Here is a 21,985-nt window from a genome sequence, read left to right as displayed (position 1 = left end):
ATGGTTCTCAACATCACAATAATCAGGACGACACCCCTATGTTTAAATCACCGCTCACTCCCCTGTGTCTGGCGTTAGGCCTGGCCCTGGGCCTTCCCAGCCATGCGGAAAGTCAGGACAAGCCCGAATGGCAGGTTAATGCACCGGCCAATGCCCCACTGGAAAAAGTGAATATTGATGTCCAGGAAGGTACCTGGATGAACGTCAGCATCAGCCCGGACGGCAAATACATAGTCTTTGATCTGCTCGGTGATATCTACCGGATCCCGGCCAAGGGCGGTGAAGCCGAAGTGCTGGCCAAGGGCATAGCCTGGCAAATGCAGCCTGTGTACAGCCCCGATGGCAAATACATAGCCTTCACCTCGGATGAAGATGGCGGTGACAATATATGGGTGATGAATGCCGACGGCAGCAACCCACGCCCGGTAACCAAAGAAACCTTCCGCCTGTTGAACAGCCCGGCCTGGAGCCCAGACTCCCAATACCTGGTAGCCCGCAAGCATTTTACCGCCAGCCGCAGCCTGGGGGCCGGTGAAGTCTGGCTGTACCATATTGCCGGTGGTGAGGGCGTGAAACTGACCGAACGCCCCAACGATCAAAAGGACCTGGGTGAGCCCGCTTATTCTCCCGATGGTCGCTACATTTACTTCAGCCAGGATGATACCCCCGGCAAAACATTCCACTATTCCAAAGACTCGGTTGCCGGCATTTACAAGATTAAACGCTACGACACCCAAACCGGTGATATTGAAGTGCTGATAGAAGGTACAGGTGGTGCCATCCGTCCCACGCCAAGCCCAGACGGCAAAAAGCTCGCCTACATCAAACGTGATGGCTTCCAATCCAGTTTGTACCTGCTGGATCTCAAGTCAGGCGCCAGCGAAAAGCTCTATGGCGAACTCGACCGCGACATGCAGGAAACCTGGGCCATCCATGGCGTGTACCCCATGATGAGCTGGACCTCGGATAACAAGGAGCTGCTGTTCTGGGCCAAGGGTAAGATCCAACGCCTGAACGTCAACAACAAGCAGGTGGCTGAAGTGCCGTTTTCGGTCAAGACTCAGCTGGACGTGCAGCCCTCGGTGCGTTTTGCCCAGAATATCGACCAGGATGAATTTGACGTTAAGATGCTGCGCATGGCGCAGGTGTCACCGGACGGCAAGCAGGTGGTTTATGAAGCCTTGGGTAAGCTGTGGCTCAAGTCCCTGCCCGATGGCAAGGTCAGCCGTCTGACCAAGCTGGAAGATGATATCGAAGAGCTCTATCCGCAGTGGTCAAGCGATGGCAAACAATTGGTGTTCACCACCTGGAACGACAAGGAACAAGGTTCTGTCAGGGTCATCAGTCTGAGCGGCCGCAAGGTCACTACCCTCAGTAATGAACCGGGAAAATACGTCGAACCCGTGTTTTCGCCCTCGGGCGATCTGGTGGTTTATCGCCGCGCCAAGGGTGGCTACATCACTCCCAGAACCTGGTCACAGGAACCGGGTCTGTATAAGGTGGACCTGAAGTCCAAGACCAACAGCAAACTCAGTGCCGATGGTTTCCAACCTCAGTTTGGTGCAAACGATGACCGGGTATTTTTTATGGAGTCCGGTGAAACACCGCAACTGTCCTCCATGAATCTCGACGGCTTTGACAAGCGGGTGCATTACACCAGCAAGCACGCTACCGAGTTTCGCATCTCCCCCGATGGCGAACAGTTGGCCTTCGCCGAACGCTTCCGGGTTTGGGTTACCCCCTTCGCCAAGCACGGAGAAACCATAGAGATAGGCCCCAAGGCCGGTAATCTGCCCGTGACTCAACTGAGCGTGCGCGCCGGTGAGAACCTGAGTTGGAACAAACAGAGCAATCAGCTCTATTGGACCCTGGGTCCCGATTTGTACCAGATAGCGGTCGATACCGGCTACGGTGAAAAAGCCGATAAAGATGCCAAGGTAGAACCCACAGTCACCGGTATTGGTTTCAAACACCAGGCTGATGTTCCACGTGGAACAGTGGCCTTTGTTGGCGGCAAGGTCATCACCATGGAAGACGACAAGGTCATTGAAGATGGCGTTGTCATAGTGAAGGACAACCACATTGTTGCCGTCGGCAGCAGTGCCGATGTGCAGATCCCCAAAGATGCCCAGCTGATCGATATCAAGGGCAAGACCCTGATGCCCGGCCTCTTTGATGCCCATGCCCACGGCGCCCAGGCTGAAGATGAGATCATCCCACAGCAAAACTGGAACCTGTACGCCGGTCTGGCGTTTGGGGTGACCACAATCCACGATCCATCCAACGACACCACGGAAATTTTTGCTGCTTCGGAACAACAAAAGGCCGGTGACATAGTTGGTCCACGGATTTTCTCCACCGGGACCATACTCTATGGTGCAAATATGCCCGGCTACACCAGTCACGTGGATTCACTGGACGATGCCAAGTTCCATCTGGAACGCCTGAAGAAGGTCGGCGCCTTCAGCGTCAAGAGCTATAACCAGCCCCGCCGCAACCAGAGGCAGCAGATCATAGCCGCCGCCCGCGAGTTGAAAATGATGGTGGTCCCCGAAGGTGGCAGCCTGCTGCAACACAACCTGACCATGGTCGCCGATGGCCATACCACGGTTGAGCACTCGCTGCCGGCCGCCGCCATCTATAGCGACATCAAGCAGTTCTGGAGTCAAACCAAGGTTGGCTACACACCGACCCTGGTTGTCGCCTACGGCGGTATATCCGGAGAAAACTATTGGTATGACAAGACAGATGTTTGGGCTCACCCACGCCTGTCCAAATATGTACCAGGTGACATCTTGCAGGCCCGCGCCATGCGTCGCCCACACGCGCCCGATGGCCACTACAACCACTTTAACGTGGCCAAGGTGGCCAAGGAGCTCAATGACATAGGTGTGCACCCCAACATAGGTGCCCATGGTCAACGGGAAGGCCTGGCGGCACACTGGGAGATGTGGATGTTTGCCCAGGGCGGCATGAGTAATCTGGACGTACTCAAGACGGCCACCATCAACCCGGCGCGCACCTTTGGTATGGAGCAGCAACTGGGCTCCATCAAGGCTGGCAAGCTTGCGGATCTGATAGTAATTGATGGCGACCCGTTGGCAGATATACGTGTCACCGACAAGGTCCATTACACCATGGTCAACGGCAAGCTCTATGACGCCGAGACCATGAATCAACTCAACGGTGCCAAGCGTCAACGTCAGCCGTTCTTCTTCGAGTAACGGCCTGTCTCGACTCAAAGGGGGTGTTCCACGTGGAACACCCCTTTTTCTTTCCCCCGTGGCGGCCCCCTACTGCAAACAGCACTGTGTGCTGAATCCTGCCTGACGCCTCAATCCCCGGGAAAAACCCCGGTTTCATGCAAAATACGATAAAAATTAGCCTACATAAGCCCGGATCTACAGGGTATAATCGAAACCATTTTCTATTTCAGCCTGACAGCAGTAGACATGACGACGAAACACGACGTAAAGACTTTTCAGGGATTTATCCTGACCCTGCAGGATTACTGGGCACAGCAGGGCTGCGCCATTGTTCAACCGCTGGATATGGAAGTGGGTGCCGGTACTTTCCACCCGCAAACCTTCCTACGCTCCCTCGGTCCCGAGCCCATGAGCAGCGCCTATGTGCAGCCATCACGCCGCCCAACCGACGGTCGCTACGGTGAAAACCCCAACCGTCTGCAGCACTATTACCAGTTCCAGGTGGTTCTGAAGCCCTCTCCGGCCAATATTCAGGAACTCTACCTGGGTTCGCTGCGCGCCCTGGGCATAGACACTCAAATCCATGATATACGTTTCGTCGAAGATAACTGGGAATCGCCCACCCTGGGCGCCTGGGGCCTGGGCTGGGAAGTCTGGCTCAACGGCATGGAAGTGACCCAGTTTACCTACTTCCAGCAAGTGGGTGGTCTGGAGTGCAGCCCGGTCACGGGTGAAATCACCTACGGTTTGGAACGTCTGGCCATGTACATCCAAGGCGTCGACAGCGTCTATGATCTGGTATGGACCGATGGCCCCCTGGGCCGTATCACCTATGGCGATGTATTCCATCAAAACGAAGTAGAGCAATCTACCTACAACTTTGAACACGCCGATGTGGACTTCCTGTTCGGCATGTTCAACCAATGCGAAAAAGCCTGTCAGCATCTTCTGTCACTGGAAACCCCTCTGCCTCTGCCCGCTTACGAGCAAGTGATGAAGGCCTCCCATGCATTCAACCTGCTGGATGCCCGTCACGCCATCTCGGTCACCGAGCGTCAGCGCTATATCCTGCGCGTACGCACCATGGCCAAGGCGGTTGCCGAAGCCTACTACAAGGCCCGCGAAGCCCTGGGCTTCCCAATGTGTAAGTAAGAGGTAGACACAGATGAATTTTGAAAACTTACTCATAGAAATCGGCACCGAAGAGCTGCCGCCGAAGGCCCTGCGCAACCTGGCCGAATCCTTTGCCGCCAACTTTACCGACGAGCTGACCAAGGCCGAACTGAGCCATGGCGCCGTTGAATGGTATGCGGCCCCTCGCCGCCTGGCACTGTCGGTCAAGCAACTGGCCACCGCCCAGCAGGATAAAGTGGTCGAGAAACGCGGTCCGGCCGTGGCTTCCGCCTTCGACGCCGATGGCAAGCCCACCAAGGCTGCCGAGGGTTGGGCCCGCGGTAACGGTATCAGCGTCGACCAGGCCGAGCGCCTCAAGACCGATAAGGGTGAGTGGCTGGTCCATAACGCCAAGGTCGAAGGTGTGGCCACCGAAACCCTGATTGCCGCCATGACCCAGAAAGCCCTGGATAAGCTGCCGATCCCCAAGCCCATGCGCTGGGGCGCAGGCAGTACCCAGTTTATCCGTCCCGTGCACACTGTCACCCTGCTGCTCGGCAGTGAACTGATTGCCGGCGAAGTGCTGGGCATCAACTCAGACCGCATCATCCGTGGCCATCGCTTTATGGGTGAAGCCAGCTTCAGCCTGGATCATGCAGACAATTACCTGAGCGCCCTCAAGGAGCGCGGTAAGGTCATTGCCGACTATCAGGAGCGTAAGGCACTGATCAAGCGCGATGCCGAAAAGGCCGCCGCGGTTATCGGTGGCAACGCCGACATCGAAGAAGCCCTGCTGGAGGAAGTGACCTCGCTGGTGGAATGGCCAGTGGTGCTGACCGCCAGTTTCGAAGAGAAGTTCCTGGCAGTACCGGCCGAAGCCCTGGTGTACACCATGAAGGGTGACCAGAAGTACTTCCCTGTGTTCTCTGATGACGGCAAGCTGCTGCCCAACTTTATTTTCGTCGCCAACATAGAATCCAAGGATCCGGCCCAAATCATCGCCGGTAACGAGAAGGTGGTGCGTCCGCGTTTGGCCGATGCCGAATTCTTCTTCAATACCGACAAGAAACACAGCCTGGAAAGCCGTCTGCCAAGCCTGGAAACTGTGGTATTCCAACAGCAACTCGGCACCCTCAAGGCGCGGGTTGAGCGCATCTCCACCCTTGCCGGCTTTATTGCCGAGCACATGGGTGCCAACAGTTTCGACGCCGCCCGTGCCGGTCTGCTGTCCAAGACAGATCTGATGACCAACATGGTGATGGAGTTTACCGATACCCAGGGCACCATGGGCATGCACTACGCCCGCCTGGACGGTGAAACCGAGGCCGTGGCCCTGGCGTTGGAAGAACAATACAAACCCAAGTTCAGCGGTGATACTGTGCCTGTGGCCCCCGTATCCTGCGCCGTGGCCCTGGCCGAGAAGCTGGATACCCTTAGCGGTATCTTCGGCATAGGTCAGGCCCCCAAGGGCGCCGCCGACCCATTTGCCCTGCGCCGCGCTGCCATTGGCGTTTTACGCATCATAGTGGAAAACAAGCTGCCACTGGATCTGGTTGATTTGATTGCCAAAGCCGTTGAATTGCACGGCAGCAATCTCAGCAATGCCAATGCCGCCGACGAAGTATTGGAGTTCCTGATGGCCCGCTTCCGCGCCTGGTACCAGGACAAGGGCATCAGCACCGATGTGATCCTCGCGGTACTGGCCCGTCGTCCAACCCGCCCAGCAGATTTTGATGACCGTATCCTGGCCGTGGCCCATTTCCGTACCCTGGAACAGGCGACCGCCCTGGCCGCCGCCAACAAGCGGGTATCCAATATTCTGGCCAAGGTAGATGGCGAGCTGCCATCCAAGGTTGATAACGCTCTGTTGCAAGAGTCTGCCGAGCAACAACTGGCGGCAAAACTGGCCGAAACCGCCCCGGTAATAGCACCGTTGTTTGCCGCCGGCAACTATCAGCAGGCCCTGACCGAACTGGCTGCCCTGCGCGACAGCGTCGACAGCTTCTTCGAAGATGTGATGGTGATGGCCGACGATCAGGCCCTGCGCAACAACCGTCTGGCACTGCTGACGCAATTGCGCGATCAGTTCCTGCACGTGGCCGACATCTCCCTGCTGCAATAAGCGCCGGGAAAAAGAAGAAGCGCGCCATTGGCGCGCTTTTTTTATTTAAAATTCAGTAACTTTTCATGCAAGGCGTCAAAGCTGGCCCTATCCACTTCCAGCCGCTGCAATAACTGCTGCAGCATGGGCTCACTGAGTCGTTTGGCCTGCCACAACATGGAACACTCACTCAGTAAATTGGCCTGCCAAATGGCCCGGGCCACATCGGATCCAGGAACCGTATCACTCTGAGCCAGGACCGCCAACACCCTGGAAAACGGCGGCGGCAACTGCCAGCATTTCACCAACAGCGCGCTCAGCACCAGCGACTTGCTGGTCATTATCTGCCTGAACAACCAGGACTTGGGTTGCTCACTTGGGTCGGCCTTAACAAATTCCGCCACCAGCATCTGGAATATGGCTATCTTGCCCACGTCATGCAGCAGACCAAGTAAAAAGGCTGTGTCCTTATCTTCATTGGCCAGCTCACTGGCCAGAAAGGCCACCTGCATTGAGTGACGCCAAATCTCAGCACCAAAACGCCTGAAATAAATGGGTTTAATCTCAATCATTTCTCTAAGCAGGACGCTGCTGACAAAGCGTCTTAACTGGGCCCGACCCAGCACCACCACAGCCTGTTGCAAACTGGTAATGTGCTTCTCTCCCCGATGAAAGGCCGGCGAATTGCACAGCTTGAGCACCTCAGCACAGAGCACAGGATCCTGCTGAATGGTGGCTATCACCTCAGGGGTTTCCACCGCCGGATCGGCCAACATGCGGTCGAGCTCCAACACTTTGCCCGGCAATCTGAGCACGTCCTCCGCCACCTTTTGCGGGTCCGCCAAGCCTTGCTCAACATCGGCTATGACCCGCCGCTCCAGATTGTTGGCCACCCCACTGGTGTCCTTACTGGTTACGGCGAACAACAGGCTGTAAAACAAGGCCGCCACATCCAGGGTCACGTCCGTGACCTCGGTTTGCTGCTGTTGTTGGCGGCTGCTGGCCCGTTGCAGGTCCTGTTGATATTTCTGCGCTACGGCCGGCTCACTGAAGCTGACCGGCCGCTCCACCACGGTTTTTTCCCTGAGGTTGAACAATTTGCTGAAGAATTTCATCGATACCCTTATATCGCCAAGCCGCGCCCATCATCACTGCCAAAATCAGTTGATATTCAGAAGGTTGATTTAGGTTCATCACCTGGACAGCAACTTTAATATTAACCCTTGTACCTGTATCCGCCAGCCATCTCCCGGGCTTATTTCACCCATGACCGGCGGCTGTCATTGACAGCGGCAATATCCTTTTTTAGCTTCAAATAACAGCCTAGCAGAAGCGGCATCCAAGGGAGCGGAGCTATGTCAGACTTTCAGCTTATGCCCATCGGAGAGCGTGGCATGCAACTATGGTTGCCCACTCCCAGAGACAGCGCCATGGGTCTGCTGCAACAACAGCAAATTTGGCGCCTGGCCGAACAATGCCGCGACGATCCCGACTTTGCCGAGGTGGTTCCCGGGATGAATAACCTTACCCTGCTGCTGGCCGAAGCCAACCCAACCTTTGACTGGCAGCGCAAGCTCGGTGAATGCCGGCGCAGAACCCAAAAACATAAGCATGGTGCAAGGCACCATAAAATTCCCGTTTGCTACGATGGCCCGGACCTTGGCTTTATCGCCCAGTACCACAGGCTCAGCGAGAACGAGGTTATTCGGCTCCACAGCCAAGGCCGCTATAACGTGTATTTTCTCGGCTTCCTGCCGGGTTTTGCCTATCTGGGGGGCCTGCCGGAGGCGCTCGCAACCCCAAGGCGGGAAAATCCCAGACTGCAAGTCCCCGCCGGCAGTGTAGGTATAGGCGGTCAGCAGACCGGCATCTACCCCTGCAGCGCCCCCGGTGGCTGGCAGTTGCTGGGCCACACCTCAGTTCCCTTGCTCGACAGCGAGCACTGCCTGCTGCAACCCGGTGACAGCCTGGAGTTTGTCATCAGCGAGACAGGCGCATGATAGAGGTCATCCAGGGGGGCGTGCTTGCCAGCGTGCAGGATCTTGGCCGCCATGGCGTGGCGCATTTGGGAGTACCGATTAGCGGCGCCCTCGACCGCCAAGCTCTGATGCTGGGCAACCTGTTGCTTGGCAATGAACCCGGGGCAGCCGCCATTGAGATCACCCTGGGGCGTGCCAGCTTTCGCTTTCTCCGGGATGGGTGGATAGCCCTCACCGGTGCCGATGCCGATGCCAGATTGGATGACCAGGCCGTGTGGTGCGGTTGGCGCGTCCCGGTGCACGCCGGACAACAGCTGAGCCTCAACAGTCCCAAACAGGGAATGCGCAGCTATCTTTGCGTCGCCGGCGGCCTGGACTGCCCGCTGTGGTTCGGTGCCATGGCGACCGATCTCAGCAGTGGTATGGGAGGCTTGGCAGGCCGCGCCCTACAACCGGGTGACAAGCTGAATTGGCTTCCTGGCAAAGAGATAAACCGGATTGCCGGGCTGCGCCAGCCGGAATGGAACACGCTTATTCGGGTTCTACCGGGTCCACAGTTCGGTCTCCTGGCCAATAATGGCGAAGCCCTGTGGCAACAGGAGTTGCAGCTCGGCAACGACAGTAATCGCATGGGCCTGAGGTTGCAGGGGCGACCGCTACAGAAAACCACCGAGCTGGAGATGGCCTCACACGGGGTATTCCCCGGTGTGGTGCAGCTGCCACCGTCGGGGCAGCCCATCATCTTGCTGGCCGATGCCCAGACCACAGGCGGCTACCCCGTGATAGCCACAGTCATTGAGGCGGATCTGTGGAAACTGGCCCAGGCCAGACCCGGCCAGAAATTGCAATTACAACAGGTCGAACGCGCCGACGCCCTCAGCGCAAGCAAACACTGGCAAGCCTATCTTTATCAAGTGCAACTGGGCCTCGGAGGCTTTAAATGATGCTGCTTAACGCCGATGTAGGTGAAGGCTATGTCCTGGATGCCGACATCATCCCCCTGATGGATATGGTCAATATTGCCTGTGGCGGCCATTGCGGGGACGACACCAGCATGACCACAACCGTGGCGTTGGCCAATGCGGCCGGAGCCAGGATAGGCGCCCACCCAAGCTATCCTGATCCACAGCACTTTGGCCGCCAATCCATGAGTCTGGCTCCGGCGGCGTTAACCCGCACCATTGAGCAGCAAATTCTTGCCCTGCTCAGGGTATGCGAGGCGCAACAGGTCCCCATGTTCCACGTGAAACCCCATGGTGCCCTGTACAATACCGCCGCCCGGGATCAACAGACGGGCCAATGCCTTATCGACGCCATCAAGGCGGTCGCCCCTAAGCTGACCCTGGTGGCCCTGGCCGGCAGTCCCCTGCTAACCCAAGCCAAACAACAGGGCCTGAACGCCCTGGCCGAGGTGTTCGCCGACCGGGCCTATTTGGACGATGGCAGCTTGATGCCAAGAAGTGACAAGGGCGCAGTGTTAACCGAGGAAACCAGCATGTTGGAGCAGGTAAAGCAGCTACTCGCAGGACGGGTGACCAGCGCTAACGGCAAGCTGATACATCTGCAAGCGCAAACCCTGTGCCTGCACGGCGACAACCTTAAGGCGCTGGACTTTGCCCGCCAAATTCGTGCTCTGCTGCCACGCCGTGTTTAACCTGATGATGGAACCCGCACCAAAGAAAACGCCCCTTTCGGGGCGTTTGCTCAGACTTGGCGGCGCTTCAGCCCCAAAAGCAGTAGCAGGCTCAGCCAGCCCAAACTACCACCACCAGAGGAACCACCGGTATCTTGGCCGGGATCGCTTGGGGTCTGATCGTTATCCTGCACCCGCACCTCTATGCTGTCAGCGCTGATTTCGCTGCCATCCAGACTTAACAACCGCACGGTGAAGCTCTCTTCGGACTCAACATCGCTGTCGTCTATGGTGCTAAGGGTGATATAACGCAAACTGGTGTCACCCTCATCCCATTGCAGCTCGCCGCTGTTATCGGTCACGTCGGTGCCCACAGTGGCACTGCCGCTCTCTAACCTATAACCCACTCGCACTGTGCCACTGCTGCCGCCGCTGCGACGCACAGGCAGTTGCAACTGACTCCCTTCCATAATGGTCGGAGAACCGATGTCAAACCCAAGCGTCCCCGGGGTGACCGGATTTTCACCCATTGTCAGGGTGTGATAACTGGGTGACGTCAGGGTCACACCACCTCGGGGATCATACAGGCGCACAAAGGCCTGCAACTGATGGCCCTTGCCGCTGTCGAGGCTCTGAATACTGATCTGTTTGGGACTGTTGTCATTGTCGGCCCATTGCAGTGTGCCGCGGTCAGGCTCAAAGTCGCTGCCGGCAATGGCGGAGCCGCCAAGGGTTTCCCAACTGACGCTGACTGCGCCCAACCCAGTTGGCCGGGTCACAGTCAGACTGATGTTATCGCCGGGATTGGCCTGGGTCTGGGCTGCAATGAAGCCCACGCTGCCGCGGATATCGCTTTGGGTCTTATCCCTCAAAATATAGAGGCCACTGTTGATATCGCTGGCGATGATCAACCCCGACGGCAGATAGGGGTAGATGCCCCAGACACCGTTAAAGGCATTGCCGTCTGAGGCTGGGAATGTATCGAAATACCCCACCTGTTCGGGCACCCGGGGATTGCGGATATCGAGCACGGTCACGCCACGCTGATAGTTGGACATGTAGTAGCGGTTACCGCGTACATATCCGTTGTGATCTATGGCCTTGGTGGGCCCATTCCAGGAGCCCACCTGCTGTGGTGCCTCCAGGTTGTCGAGGCTGAAGACCCTCAGGGTGGTGTTCAGCCCCAGGCGCTGTTCATCCAGTTCATCGTGAACAAACACATATTGCTTGTCTTCGCTCCACCAGCCCGAGTGCACATATTGGGCGTTGGCATAGCTGACCTCGGACAATTGTTTCGAATTGGCCAAGTCGGTGATGTTCCACAGCCGCATGCTGTTTTCGTTGAAGTCCATCAGCACTGTGCATTCACTGGTCTGGCAGTTGCCTTGGGCCCGCGCGTCGTCGACCACCATGGAGGTGGCATCGTGGGTGTAGTCAGCGCGGGTCGCCCCGGCATGGCTGAAGCGGGCCACCAGCTTGTCTGGATTGCTTAGGCTGTAGCTGCGAAAGGCGCCGCCACCGCTGCCCTGACCCACTATGTGCAACGCCGGTTGCAAACCATCAAGCGCCGTATTGGTGCTGTAATCCACCTGGCTGATGTAGATGTTATGGGCCGAGGCCGCCGCTGCATCGCTGGCCACCAGGGACACAGAGGCCGGCAATTGGCTGAGGTCGATGATCTGTATGTTATCCGCGCCTTCGGATGACACATAGGCGTGGGCCCGCCAGCGCAGCTGCTGCTCGTCAAACCATTGGTATACCTTGATATCGCGCCAGCTGGTGTGACTGCCCGGGATCAAGCCCACCTGTACCGGGTTGGCAGGATCCGCCAGGCTCACCACTGCGGTACCGTTAACCAGGCCGATAATGGCGTACTCTGTGCCCGTGTTGAGATCCACATGGCCCCAGATATCGTTGGCCGCCGAGGGTATAGGCGAGAAGGCCGACAGTGCCATATGGGCCACCAGGTCGAGCTTGTCACAGCTGAAGTTCCCCGCCTTGCCATTGACGCAATCACTGCTGCCCTGACTTTGTTGCAGCGACTGATGCACCTCCAGCAGGGAGCTCAGTTCGCTGCCGTATTGGCTGATACCGTCACTGATCACCCGAAAGCCCTGGGCCGCCAGCTCGGGCGCAAACTCAGCAGGCACACCGGTCAGCACAGTCTGAAAACGCTCCGGCGCCTGGGTTCGGTATTTGGCATCAAAGCCCCCTTTCACCGGCACCAGATCGCTTATCAATAGAAACAGCGAATCCACATCCGGGATCTTATAGTTGCCACCGGCCACCAGCACCCGGTCTCCCTTGTTGGCATGGCTGATGGCATAACCCAGGGTCAAACAGGGCTTGGCGACATCATCACACAGTCCCTGATCCACCCCCTGCACCGCCACATAGCGGGCCTTGTCATGCTCCGCATGGGCCATGGCCGGTGAAGCCTGCAGCCATTGAGCTGCAGTCAACAAAGCCAATGCGGATAATTTACGGGTATGTTCCATGCGCCAAACTCCTTCTTTATTCTTCTACGGCAAAGATTGCCGACTGCGGGCACCCCAAATGTTTCATTCAGTGAAGCTAGCACAGAGGCAACAAAAAAATAACATGATTCAAGGCCAACTTCTGGATATTTATTGCTCACAGCATGCTGTATCAATATGTTTTACTTGCGCTTTAATCAGCGGCAGAACCAAGCCACTATTTCGAACGAGCCAATCCCGCTAAGACGGAAATATTTAATCCACACATGAACCTTTGACCTGACTGCAGCGTCTTTCAAGCAAAAAGGAACTGACACAGGAGTGGCAACAACATTGATCCAGGCACAAATAGAACTTTGGGTGTTGGAGGCCCAGGCCGGCGATATGGATGCCCTGGCCAGGCTCTACCAGCACTTCACGCCCCAGGTGATGGGCTTTGTGCTGAAGAAAACGGCCAATACCAGCCTGGCCCAGGATGCGGTGCAGGAAGCTTGGATAAAGCTCAGCAAACGGCTGTCCCGACTGGATGACCCGGCGGCATTCAAATCCTGGCTGTTCCAGCTGGCCCACTGGCAGGTGCTGGATATGGCCAAGCAAAACGCCAGATACGCCCCGGCTATCGAGGAACAGCCCCAAGCCCAGGACACCAGGGCCGTCGATGTGGCCGATGCCCTGACCCGCCTCGGCACCACAGAGCAGGAGATCATTCACCTGTTCTACCTGGAAGGCTTCAGCCTGGCGGAAATTGGCCGGATCCTGGCCATACCAACCGGCACGGTGAAATCCCGACTGTTCAGGGCCAGGAAACAGCTTGAACAGCTTCTGAATTAGCACGTAAAAGGACAAGTAATAGAGGAATAACTGATGAGTATCGATGACAAAATCCGCGACCAACTTGAACGTGAAAATGCCCTGCTGCGGGCGCAAATCAAACAGGACCCCAGTCTGTTCGGCATGCTCGCCGACGCCTACAAGGGCCGACTCGGCGGCTGGATGGTATTGATGACCCTAATCGCCCTACTGCTGACCGCCATCATAGTATGGAGTGGTTACGAGTTCTTCTTCGTAGAATCCAGCATGGCCGCCAAACTGCACTGGGGCATAGGCCTGCTGCTCGCCACCATGATGCAAATCGCCATCAAGATGTGGACCTTCAACGAAATGAATCGCAGCGCCACCCAAAGGGAACTCAAAAAGCTGGAACTGGCCATCCAACAGCTAAACCAAAGGCTCGGGGATAAGACTAAATAGTCAACGTCTAAGCAATATTTCACACCCAGACCTGAAGGTCACACCCGTAGCTTCCCCCTTCAGGAGCCGCCGAGGATGTTGCTGAAAATGGCGTGGCGAGGCATGGATGCCGAAGCAGCGCCAGTCGAATCAGGGATGAGCGTCTGGCGCGCTAGCCAATTTTCAGCATAAAGCCGAGGAGCTATCGGCTCCGTCTGGGGGCATCCTTTGGGTTGCAAGGGGCTTTGGATGAGCAAAGCCCCTTGCCCGGGTGTGGGTTGGAGACCCACGACGTTCTGCCGCTGGCACAGCGGCTATCTTTTGGTGCTACAGCAGCTTCAGGCATTTGATGTTATTAAGCGGCCAGAGGCCTTCGGGGAACGCTAGCGAGATAAAACGGCAACAGTAGGACGCCAGTTTCTATTTTGGAACATCAGATTACCGCAACGTAAGGAAGCATGTCACTTCAAGGTTTGCTTGCAATTATAGGAGAACCATTTCTCCCGCAAGTTGGCTTGCCGACGTTCACCGCTTCAGAGCTTTTTCACTTTAGTAGAAATTGGAACCGCCATTTTTTCATGATATAAAACAACGAACAATAACTGCATGCAACCCTTTGAAATGATTATTCAACAATATGAAAGATACCTCCTTGAATGCAACTTTGGCGTGAGAAAGCATCCAGATGATGCCCCTGACTTCGATTTAGAACGGATCTTGCCTAAATTGAAGAGTATGGTTGCAAGCAATAAAGCAGTATATGAGATTAAAAACGGTGATGTTTCACTACGACTAAACCAACTTAATATTGACGATCAGACAGTAACGATGTTGTTTCAATACGCAGATAAAAAAGCAACTGATCCTACTTTTACTGAAATATTAACTGGGAAGACCCGTACCGCAGAAAAGAAGGAAGGTGAAGGGATTTCCGTTTCTGCCCATCTAGTTATTCAAAGAAAACCAAGCAGCGAAGCCCTAAAAATTTTTCATCATGCCATTCTCGAAGAAGTGCCAGGTATTACCAGACAAATACTTGCTAATGGTCTCACACATATGTTGGCTATCTGTGCCCAATCAACCTACCAACGAGACGGTGAAAAAAAAGACTTAAAATGCCGTCCAATGGTATCTCTAGAGTTCAATGGAAATGAGAAACTTAGCTCTCTTCTGAACAAGGGTACTATCCGAGGATTTGTTGCATTTCGAGACGCCGTTGATAACAAAATGGATGAGGATAGCGAGTTTACTGTAAAAGATGAACGGATTACCTTGGTCGCACTTAAAACTAGAGGCGAGCAAGCCTTAAGACTGATAGAAGATGCCAAAGGCTGGGTCAATAAACGCCAGTATACTAGACTGCAGATCAAGTATGTTGGGGATAACAAACGACAACGAACGCTTGAGGTCGGAGTTAGAGAAAGAGATATAGCTGAAAAAATGTTTGCCAAAAGCTCTTTAGTATCCGTCAGTGAGCCTATCGCACAGTGCCAGGAAGTAGTGCATGCTAAACTCCATGAAAAGATACTTATTAAACTTCATGACATGGTAAAAGAAGATGTTTGACAAACTGCTCAAACCGCTTTGTTACATACAAATCTATCATCCCGAAAAACGGTGGTTTGATTACTATTTGCCTGCAATCCTATCAACGGCAATCTGTGCTGTTTTGTATTACCTTCCAATCCCCGTCGTATTTGTAGGCAAAGACAGCTTAGTATCAGTCGTTAATGGAATCTTGCAAATTTTGTCGGGGTTCTACATTGCATCTATGGCAGCTGTAGCAACTTTTAATAAAGCAGGAATGGATGAACCTATGTCAGGTCAACCACCTACTCTACGTGGAACACCATTAACAAGAAGAAATTTTCTTACATATCTCTTTGGATATCTGGCATTTATGAGTATTTTCATGTACTTCGCCGGGGGATTTGTACAACTTGCAGGAAAAAGCATTATTCAGTTAGCTGCGGATTGTAATGAATTAACTAAATACTTTTTTGTTGCAGTATATATGTTTTTGATTTGTAACATACTTACAACTACCGCTCTAGGTATGCATTTCTTGATTGATAGAGTGAATAGGGGTGGTTCAAAGTTTGTTGACTAGGTTTGAATTTGAGAAAAAAGGGAAAGCTGTGCTTTCCCTTTTTTAATCGGCTGAAGCCTAAGATTACGCCTTACACATCCAGGTTCGCCACATTGAGTGCGTTGGACTCAATGAACTCCCTCCGGGGTTCCACCTGATCACCCATCAGACAGGTGAACAGTTGGTCGGCGGCAATGGCGTCCTCGATGGTCACCTGCAGCATGCGGCGACTCTCGGGGTCCATGGTGGTTTCCCACAGCTGCTCCGGGTTCATCTCACCCAGACCCTTATAACGCTGGATGTAGAGGCCGCGCTTGGACTCGCCAATCAACCAGTCGAGGGCCTCAACAAAGCTGGACACTTCCTTGACCTTCTCGCCGCGCTGCACGAAACCGCCCTCTTCAATCAAACCGTCGAGCGCCTTGGCCAAAGCACCCAGCTTGTGGCAGTCGGAAGACTGGAAGAAGTCGTAGGTGAACACATAATGGGTGTCGATCCCGTGCTTACGCACCGTCACCTTGGGCACATACACCTGACGCTCGGGATCCAGTTGCGCCACGGCACTGTAGAGCACGCCGCTGTTTTCACGCTCGGTGAGATCGGCCACAAAGGCTTCACACCAGGCATTCATCCGGCCCTGATCCGCCAGCATGGCATTGTCTATCACGGGATGATAGAGCATGCGGTTGGTCAGGTTGGAGGGGTAACGCTGATCCAGACGGGCTATGATGGCTTCCACTTCGCGATACTGATTCACCAGACGTTCCAGCGGCTCACCGCTCATGCCGGGGGCACCCTGGGATGGATGCACGCTGGCACCATCGAGGGCCTGGGTGGTCAGGTATTCGGTCAGGGCGCTGTCGTCCTTCAGGTATTGCTCCTGCTTGCCCTTCTTCACCTTGTACAGTGGTGGCTGGGCAATGTAGACATACCCGCGTTCGATCAGCTCAGGCATCTGGCGGAAGAAGAAGGTCAACAGCAAGGTACGGATGTGCGAGCCGTCGACGTCAGCATCCGTCATGATGATGATGTAGTGGTAACGGGTCTTGTCCGGGTTGTACTCGTCGCGGCCAATACCACAGCCCAGGGCGGTGATCAGGGTTGCGACTTCCTGGGAAGACAGCATCTTGTCGAAGCGGGCCTTCTCCACGTTGAGGATCTTACCCTTGAGCGGCAGAATCGCCTGATTCTTACGGTTTCGGCCTTGTTTGGCAGAGCCACCGGCCGAGTCACCTTCCACTATGTAGATTTCGGATAACCCTGGGTCTTTTTCCTGACAGTCGGCCAGTTTGCCCGGCAGACCGCCAAGGTCGAGGGCGCCCTTACGGCGGGTCATTTCCCGGGCCTTGCGCGCGGCTTCACGGGCACGGGCGGCATCGATGATCTTGCCGACGATCAGCTTGGCATCGGTGGGGTTTTCCAGCAGGTAGTCATTGAGTTTTTCACCCATGGTCTGCTCAACCGCGGCCTTCACTTCGCTGGAAACCAGCTTGTCCTTGGTCTGGGAGCTGAACTTGGGATCGGGAACCTTGACCGAAATGACCGCCGTCAGACCTTCGCGGGCATCGTCGCCGGTGGCGTTGGTCTTGCCCTTCTTGTTGTAACCCTCGGCTTCCATGTAGTTGTTGAGGTTACGGGTCAGGGCGCCACGGAAACCGGCCAGGTGGGTACCGCCATCGCGCTGGGGAATGTTGTTGGTAAAACAGAAAATGTTTTCCTGGAAACCATCGTTCCACTGCATGGCCACTTCAACCGTGATGCCATCTTCACGCTCCTGGGCGAAGTGGAATACGTCTTTGTTGACCGGGGTCTTGTTACGGTTCAGGTAATCAACGAAGGCTTTGATACCGCCCTCGTACTTGAAGAATTCGTCCTTGTTATCGCGCTCGTCGACCAGGCGGATACCCACGCCGGAGTTGAGGAACGACAGCTCACGCACCCGCTTGGCGAGGATATCGAAGTGGAATTCCACGTCGGAGAAGGTCTCTTCGCTGGGCCAGAATCGGATTTCGGTACCTGTCTTGCTGGCATCACCCACCACCTTGATCGGGGCATCGGGTACACCATGGGTGTAGAACTGCTCGTGGACCTTGCCTTCGCGGCGAATGGTCAGTTGCAGCTTCTTGGACAGTGCGTTTACCACGGACACACCCACACCGTGCAGACCGCCGGATACCTTGTAGGAGTTGTCGTCGAACTTACCGCCGGCGTGCAGTACCGTCATGATCACTTCGGCAGCAGACACACCTTCTTCGGGGTGGATGGATACGGGAATGCCACGGCCATCATCTTTGACCGAAACAGAGCCATCCACATGAATAGTAATAATGATGTCGGTGCAATGACCGGCCAACGCTTCGTCGATGGAGTTGTCGACCACTTCGAAGACCATGTGATGCAGACCTGTACCGTCGTCCGTGTCACCTATGTACATCCCCGGTCTTTTACGTACTGCATCAAGGCCTTTAAGTACCTTAATACTCGACGAATCGTAACTATTCTCTGACATATTATTCTCTCGTCGGTTATTCAATCTGAGTCACCCGCCCCTGTTCCACATGAAACATCCTGTCGGGCGGTGCGGGTAATAAATCCACTATTGCTGCCGGCTCGATGGCGGTCACAAACAGCTGGGCGCCGGTATCGAGCAATTGTTGCAGCAACTGTTGTCTGTGCTGTGCATCCAGCTCCGAGGGCAAGTCATCCACCAGATAGATGCTGTGTTTATCTATCTGCTGTTTCAGCAACTTTCCCTGGGCAATCCGCAGTGCACAGACCAGCAATTTCAGTTGTCCACGGGACAGCGCGTCCTGGACAGGCAAGGTGCCTACCCTGAGTCGCAGATCCGCTTTGTGGGGGCCATTGACAGTGTGACCTGTGGCCAGATCCCTGGGATATTGGGCCTCAAGCAGCTCGGCAAGTTCACTCTTGCTGTCCCAGCCGCGGGTGAAAGACACCCGGATATCCACCTCGGGTAAAAACTCCCCGATTATACCCTTAAGCACGTCATTTAACGAGTGCACATATTGGTTTCTTATCTCTGTGACTTCAAGGGCATAGCGCACCAGTTCCTGATCCCAGAATCGGATCTGCTGATAGGGTGCGCCATTTCTAAGAAGCTGATTTCGCTGCTTTAATATCCGGCGACTTGCCATCCAGGCCTGATGGAACTGGGGCGAGGAGTGAAAGGCACCCCAATCGATAAACTGGCGCCTCGCCTTGGGACCTTCAAACAGCAGCGCAAAACTCTCGGGGGTGATCACCTGGATGGGCAAGGCCTCGGCTAATTCCGACAGCCGCTTGACCCGCTCGCCATCGATACGCACCTCGGTATCGCCGCTGCGAAAGCGCCGCAGCCCCAGTTTGCTGTCACCACTTTCGAGCTTGAGCAGGGCAAACAGGGTCAGCTTGTCGGCGTCCTGGTTGATCACCCGCTGCGCCAAATGGCTGCGGAACGACCGCCCCATTCCGAGGAAATAAATGGCTTCCAATATGCTGGTCTTGCCGCTGCCATTCTGGCCGTAGATCAGATTCAGACCCGGGCCGGGCAACAATTGGGCGGATTGGATATTGCGAAAGGCGTCTATGCTGAGGCGAGTGAGGCTCATCGGGAAGTTCAAGGGGCTGGCCGGCCCAAAGGCCGGCCGAGTCCGTTAGAGTCTCATCGGCATCACCACGTACATTGAGTCTTCCTCGACGTGGTTTTCAATCAGGGCGCTGGAGTTGCCATCGATGAGGGTGATACGCACCTCATCGGACTTGAGGCTGTTAAGCACATCCAGCAGATAGGAGACGTTGAAGCCGATTTCCAGCGGCTGGGACTGGTAATCCACATCGATGATCTCTTCCGCCTCTTCCTGCTCAGGGTTATTGGCGGTGATCTTCAGCAGACTGTCTTCCAGCTGGACCCGCACACCACGGAATTTTTCATTCGACAGAATGGACGCCCGCAGCAGCGCCTGTTTGAGCTGGTTGCGGCTGGCGATTACTATCTTGTCGCCGCCCTTGGGCAGCACCCGGCGGTAATCGGGGAAACGACCGTCCACCAGCTTGCTGGTAAAGACAGCGTTGGCCGTGGTGGCGCGAATGGCACTCTCACCTATGGCTAGGCTGATGTCCTGATCTTCGGCGTCCAGCAAGCGCGCCAGCTCCATCACCCCTTTACGCGGCACTATCACCTGGCGCTCGGGCAGGGAGTCGGCAATCATTCTGTGGCTCAGGGCCAGACGGTGACCGTCGGTGGCAATGGCGCGCAGCACGTTGCCTTCGGTCTCCAGCAACAGGCCGTTGAGGTAATAACGCACGTCCTGGTTGGCCATGGAAAACTGGGTCGAATCGATAATGGACTTGAGCATGCCCTGCTTGATGCTGAATTCGATATCAGCCTGGAAGGCTTCCACATTGGGATACTCTTCCGCCGGCAGGGTCGCCAGTGAGAAGCGGCTGCGGCCGCTGCGCAGCAACCACTTGTTGTCCTGTTGCTCTATCTTGAGCTCTGTCTGTTCCGGCAGGGATTTGACTATGTCCAGCAGCTTCTTGGCCGGCACAGTGGTACGGCCTTCCTGGATATCGCCGTGAATGGCGGCCTGGCCCACCAGCTCGACTTCCAGATCTGTGCCTGTCAGCCTGAGTGAGTGACCGCTTACTTCTACGAGGAGGTTAGCCAGAATAGGCAAGTTATGGCGTCTTTCTACCGCGCCGCTCACCAGCTGCAACGGCTTTAATAGGGCATCCCTATCAATCGAAAATTTCATCTTGTCCAATTCCCTGTCAAAAATTAAGAAGATAAGGTGCGGATCAGGTTCGCGTAATCTTCTTTAATATCGTGACTCTCTTCCCGCAGCTGGGCAATCTTACGGCAGGCATGCAGCACTGTGGTATGGTCACGCCCCCCAAAGGCATCGCCTATTTCCGGCAAGCTCTGGTTGGTTAATTCTTTGGATAAGGCCATGGCCACCTGTCTTGGACGCGCCACACTGCGGGAGCGGCGCTTGGACAGCATATCGGCCATCTTTATCTTGTAGTATTCAGCCACCGTCTTCTGAATGTTGTCTATAGTGACCAATTTTTCCTGCAGAGCCAAGAGGTCTCGCAGCGCTTCGCGCACAAAATCTATGGTGATGGGTCGCCCGGTAAAGTTGGCGTTGGCAATCACCCGGTTCAGGGCGCCTTCCAGCTCACGGACGTTGGAACGCAAGCGCTTGGCAATAAAGAAGGCCACTTCATCGGGCAGATTGATACCGCTTTCCTGGGCCTTGCGCATCAAAATCGCCACCCGGGTTTCCAACTCCGGTGGCTCGATGGCAACGGTCAGACCCCAACCGAAGCGGGACTTGAGCCTGTCCTCTACCCCGTCGATCTCCTTGGGATAGCGATCCGAGGTCAGGATGATCTGATGATTACCTTCCAGCAGGGCGTTGAAGGTGTGGAAAAATTCTTCCTGGGACCTGTCCTTGTTGGCAAAGAACTGGATGTCATCGATAAACAGGGCATCGACGCTGCGGTAATAGCGCTTGAACTCTTCGATGGCATTGTTCTGCAGCGCCTTGACCATGTCCTGCACAAAGCGCTCCGAATGCATATAGACCACTTTGGCATTGGGATTGTTCTTTATTATGCCATTACCCACGGCATGCAGCAGGTGGGTTTTACCCAGACCCGTGCCACCATAAAGGAACAAGGGGTTGTAGGCGCCACCGGGATTCTCCGCCACCTGCAAGGCCGCGGCCTTACCCAGTTGGTTCGATTTACCCTCTACGAAGTTATCGAACTGGTAGGTGGGGTTGATGTTGCTGCGATGATTGCTGACGGCAGCAGGCTCGGGGGCCTGGGCAAAGTGATTGATCCCGGCCTTGGCGGCTGGGGCGGCCACCTTGCTGGCTGCGGGAGCCACTGTCTGGGTTTTGGCAGAAGGACGGCTGCCGATATCAAATCTGAGCTTTGGGGCGTCGGATCCCATCTGTTCGGTAAAGAACTGATTGATGATGTTGATGTACTTGTCGCGCACCCAGTCGAGTACGAAGCGATTCGGGGCATAAAGCACCAGGGTGTCACCATCCATTTCGGCTTGTAACGGTCTGATCCACATACTGAACTGCTGAGCAGAAAGCTCATCCTGCAGTCTTCCGATACATTGTTGCCAAAGTGAAACCGCCAC

16 protein-coding genes are annotated in these 21,985 nt (G+C 55.3%); 10 read left to right on the top strand and 6 right to left on the bottom strand.

Translation table 11 applies throughout. The features are described 5' to 3' along the window. Nucleotides 1–38: 38 nt before the first annotated feature. The 3 genes from JYB84_RS00080 (at nucleotide 39) to glyS (ending at nucleotide 6,441) form a co-directional block, all read left to right on the top strand. Nucleotides 39–3,224, top strand: coding sequence for an amidohydrolase family protein (locus JYB84_RS00080; RefSeq protein WP_207321461.1), 3,186 nt, complete (start codon nucleotides 39–41; stop codon nucleotides 3,222–3,224). Nucleotides 3,225–3,452: 228 nt separating this feature from the next. After that, nucleotides 3,453–4,358 carry a glycine--tRNA ligase subunit alpha gene (gene glyQ, locus JYB84_RS00075; protein ID WP_207321460.1) on the top strand — a complete coding sequence of 302 codons (906 nt, stop codon included), beginning with the start codon at nucleotides 3,453–3,455 and terminating at the stop codon, nucleotides 4,356–4,358. Between the two features lie 13 nt (nucleotides 4,359–4,371). Beyond that, complete coding sequence (gene glyS, locus JYB84_RS00070) at nucleotides 4,372–6,441, top strand: glycine--tRNA ligase subunit beta (protein WP_207321459.1); 2,070 nt, start codon at nucleotides 4,372–4,374, stop codon at nucleotides 6,439–6,441. Between the two features lie 41 nt (nucleotides 6,442–6,482). Here glyS and JYB84_RS00065 read toward each other — a convergent pair whose 3' ends face one another. Beyond that, a complete protein-coding gene (locus JYB84_RS00065; protein WP_207321458.1) occupies nucleotides 6,483–7,535 on the bottom strand; it encodes an HDOD domain-containing protein in 1,053 nt (350 codons plus the stop codon). 240 nt (nucleotides 7,536–7,775) lie between these two features. Between JYB84_RS00065 and pxpB the strand changes: the two genes are divergently transcribed. From pxpB to pxpA, 3 genes are read left to right on the top strand one after another with little or no spacing between them, the layout of a single operon-like run. After that, entirely contained in the window at nucleotides 7,776–8,420 is a 645-nt protein-coding gene (gene pxpB / locus JYB84_RS00060) for a 5-oxoprolinase subunit PxpB (protein WP_207321457.1), read from the top strand. Next, a complete protein-coding gene (locus JYB84_RS00055) occupies nucleotides 8,417–9,343 on the top strand; it encodes a 5-oxoprolinase subunit C family protein (protein WP_207321456.1) in 927 nt (308 codons plus the stop codon). The genes pxpB and JYB84_RS00055 overlap by 4 nt, the downstream gene beginning before the upstream one ends. Then, nucleotides 9,340–10,053, top strand: coding sequence for a 5-oxoprolinase subunit PxpA (pxpA, locus tag JYB84_RS00050; protein ID WP_207321455.1), 714 nt, complete (start codon nucleotides 9,340–9,342; stop codon nucleotides 10,051–10,053). Before JYB84_RS00055 ends, pxpA begins: the two co-directional genes overlap by 4 nt. A gap of 50 nt (nucleotides 10,054–10,103) precedes the next feature. On the opposite strand, the gene JYB84_RS00045 is transcribed toward pxpA, so the two are convergent. After that, nucleotides 10,104–12,530 (bottom strand): choice-of-anchor B family protein, encoded by a 2,427-nt coding sequence (locus tag JYB84_RS00045; RefSeq protein ID WP_207321454.1) that lies wholly within the window; start codon nucleotides 12,528–12,530, stop codon nucleotides 10,104–10,106. Nucleotides 12,531–12,830: 300 nt separating this feature from the next. On the opposite strand from JYB84_RS00045, the gene JYB84_RS00040 reads away from it, so the two are divergent. The 4 genes from JYB84_RS00040 (at nucleotide 12,831) to JYB84_RS00025 (ending at nucleotide 15,849) form a co-directional block, all read left to right on the top strand. After that, nucleotides 12,831–13,340, top strand: a complete 510-nt coding sequence (locus tag JYB84_RS00040; protein WP_207321453.1) for an RNA polymerase sigma factor — start codon at nucleotides 12,831–12,833, stop codon at nucleotides 13,338–13,340. 33 nt (nucleotides 13,341–13,373) lie between these two features. Beyond that, nucleotides 13,374–13,760: a DUF6768 family protein gene (locus tag JYB84_RS00035; protein ID WP_207321452.1), complete on the top strand. Its 387-nt coding sequence runs from the start codon at nucleotides 13,374–13,376 to the stop codon at nucleotides 13,758–13,760. A 585-nt stretch (nucleotides 13,761–14,345) separates the two neighbouring features. Continuing rightward, a complete protein-coding gene (locus JYB84_RS00030; protein WP_207321451.1) occupies nucleotides 14,346–15,305 on the top strand; it encodes a hypothetical protein in 960 nt (319 codons plus the stop codon). Next, complete coding sequence (locus tag JYB84_RS00025; protein WP_207321450.1) at nucleotides 15,298–15,849, top strand: hypothetical protein; 552 nt, start codon at nucleotides 15,298–15,300, stop codon at nucleotides 15,847–15,849. Before JYB84_RS00030 ends, JYB84_RS00025 begins: the two co-directional genes overlap by 8 nt. A 70-nt stretch (nucleotides 15,850–15,919) precedes the next feature. Here the strand turns inward: JYB84_RS00025 and gyrB are convergent, their stop codons facing one another. From gyrB to dnaA, 4 genes are read right to left on the bottom strand one after another with little or no spacing between them, the layout of a single operon-like run. Then, nucleotides 15,920–18,337, bottom strand: coding sequence for a DNA topoisomerase (ATP-hydrolyzing) subunit B (gyrB, locus tag JYB84_RS00020; protein WP_207321449.1), 2,418 nt, complete (start codon nucleotides 18,335–18,337; stop codon nucleotides 15,920–15,922). Between the two features lie 16 nt (nucleotides 18,338–18,353). Next, entirely contained in the window at nucleotides 18,354–19,436 is a 1,083-nt protein-coding gene (gene recF / locus JYB84_RS00015) for a DNA replication/repair protein RecF (RefSeq protein WP_207321448.1), read from the bottom strand. Between the two features lie 45 nt (nucleotides 19,437–19,481). Then, nucleotides 19,482–20,582 carry a DNA polymerase III subunit beta gene (gene dnaN, locus JYB84_RS00010; protein ID WP_207321447.1) on the bottom strand — a complete coding sequence of 367 codons (1,101 nt, stop codon included), beginning with the start codon at nucleotides 20,580–20,582 and terminating at the stop codon, nucleotides 19,482–19,484. A 23-nt stretch (nucleotides 20,583–20,605) separates the two neighbouring features. Further along, entirely contained in the window at nucleotides 20,606–21,985 is a 1,380-nt protein-coding gene (dnaA, locus tag JYB84_RS00005) for a chromosomal replication initiator protein DnaA (protein WP_207321446.1), read from the bottom strand.

The organism is Shewanella cyperi (assembly GCF_017354985.1).
Taxonomy (GTDB): Bacteria; Pseudomonadota; Gammaproteobacteria; order Enterobacterales; family Shewanellaceae; genus Shewanella; species Shewanella cyperi.
Note: the sequence above shows the minus strand (reverse complement) of the source record. Positions and strands in the feature narration are given on the sequence as shown.

Coding starts and splice junctions, on each gene's coding strand:
- JYB84_RS00080 (WP_207321461.1), top strand. CDS start 39: ATGTTTAAATCACCGCTCACTCCCCTGTGTCTGGCGTTAGGCCTGGCC.
- glyQ (WP_207321460.1), top strand. CDS start 3,453: ATGACGACGAAACACGACGTAAAGACTTTTCAGGGATTTATCCTGACC.
- glyS (WP_207321459.1), top strand. CDS start 4,372: ATGAATTTTGAAAACTTACTCATAGAAATCGGCACCGAAGAGCTGCCG.
- JYB84_RS00065 (WP_207321458.1), bottom strand. CDS start 7,535: ATGAAATTCTTCAGCAAATTGTTCAACCTCAGGGAAAAAACCGTGGTG.
- pxpB (WP_207321457.1), top strand. CDS start 7,776: ATGTCAGACTTTCAGCTTATGCCCATCGGAGAGCGTGGCATGCAACTA.
- JYB84_RS00055 (WP_207321456.1), top strand. CDS start 8,417: ATGATAGAGGTCATCCAGGGGGGCGTGCTTGCCAGCGTGCAGGATCTT.
- pxpA (WP_207321455.1), top strand. CDS start 9,340: ATGATGCTGCTTAACGCCGATGTAGGTGAAGGCTATGTCCTGGATGCC.
- JYB84_RS00045 (WP_207321454.1), bottom strand. CDS start 12,530: ATGGAACATACCCGTAAATTATCCGCATTGGCTTTGTTGACTGCAGCT.
- JYB84_RS00035 (WP_207321452.1), top strand. CDS start 13,374: ATGAGTATCGATGACAAAATCCGCGACCAACTTGAACGTGAAAATGCC.
- JYB84_RS00030 (WP_207321451.1), top strand. CDS start 14,346: ATGCAACCCTTTGAAATGATTATTCAACAATATGAAAGATACCTCCTT.
- JYB84_RS00025 (WP_207321450.1), top strand. CDS start 15,298: ATGTTTGACAAACTGCTCAAACCGCTTTGTTACATACAAATCTATCAT.
- gyrB (WP_207321449.1), bottom strand. CDS start 18,337: ATGTCAGAGAATAGTTACGATTCGTCGAGTATTAAGGTACTTAAAGGC.
- recF (WP_207321448.1), bottom strand. CDS start 19,436: ATGAGCCTCACTCGCCTCAGCATAGACGCCTTTCGCAATATCCAATCC.
- dnaN (WP_207321447.1), bottom strand. CDS start 20,582: ATGAAATTTTCGATTGATAGGGATGCCCTATTAAAGCCGTTGCAGCTG.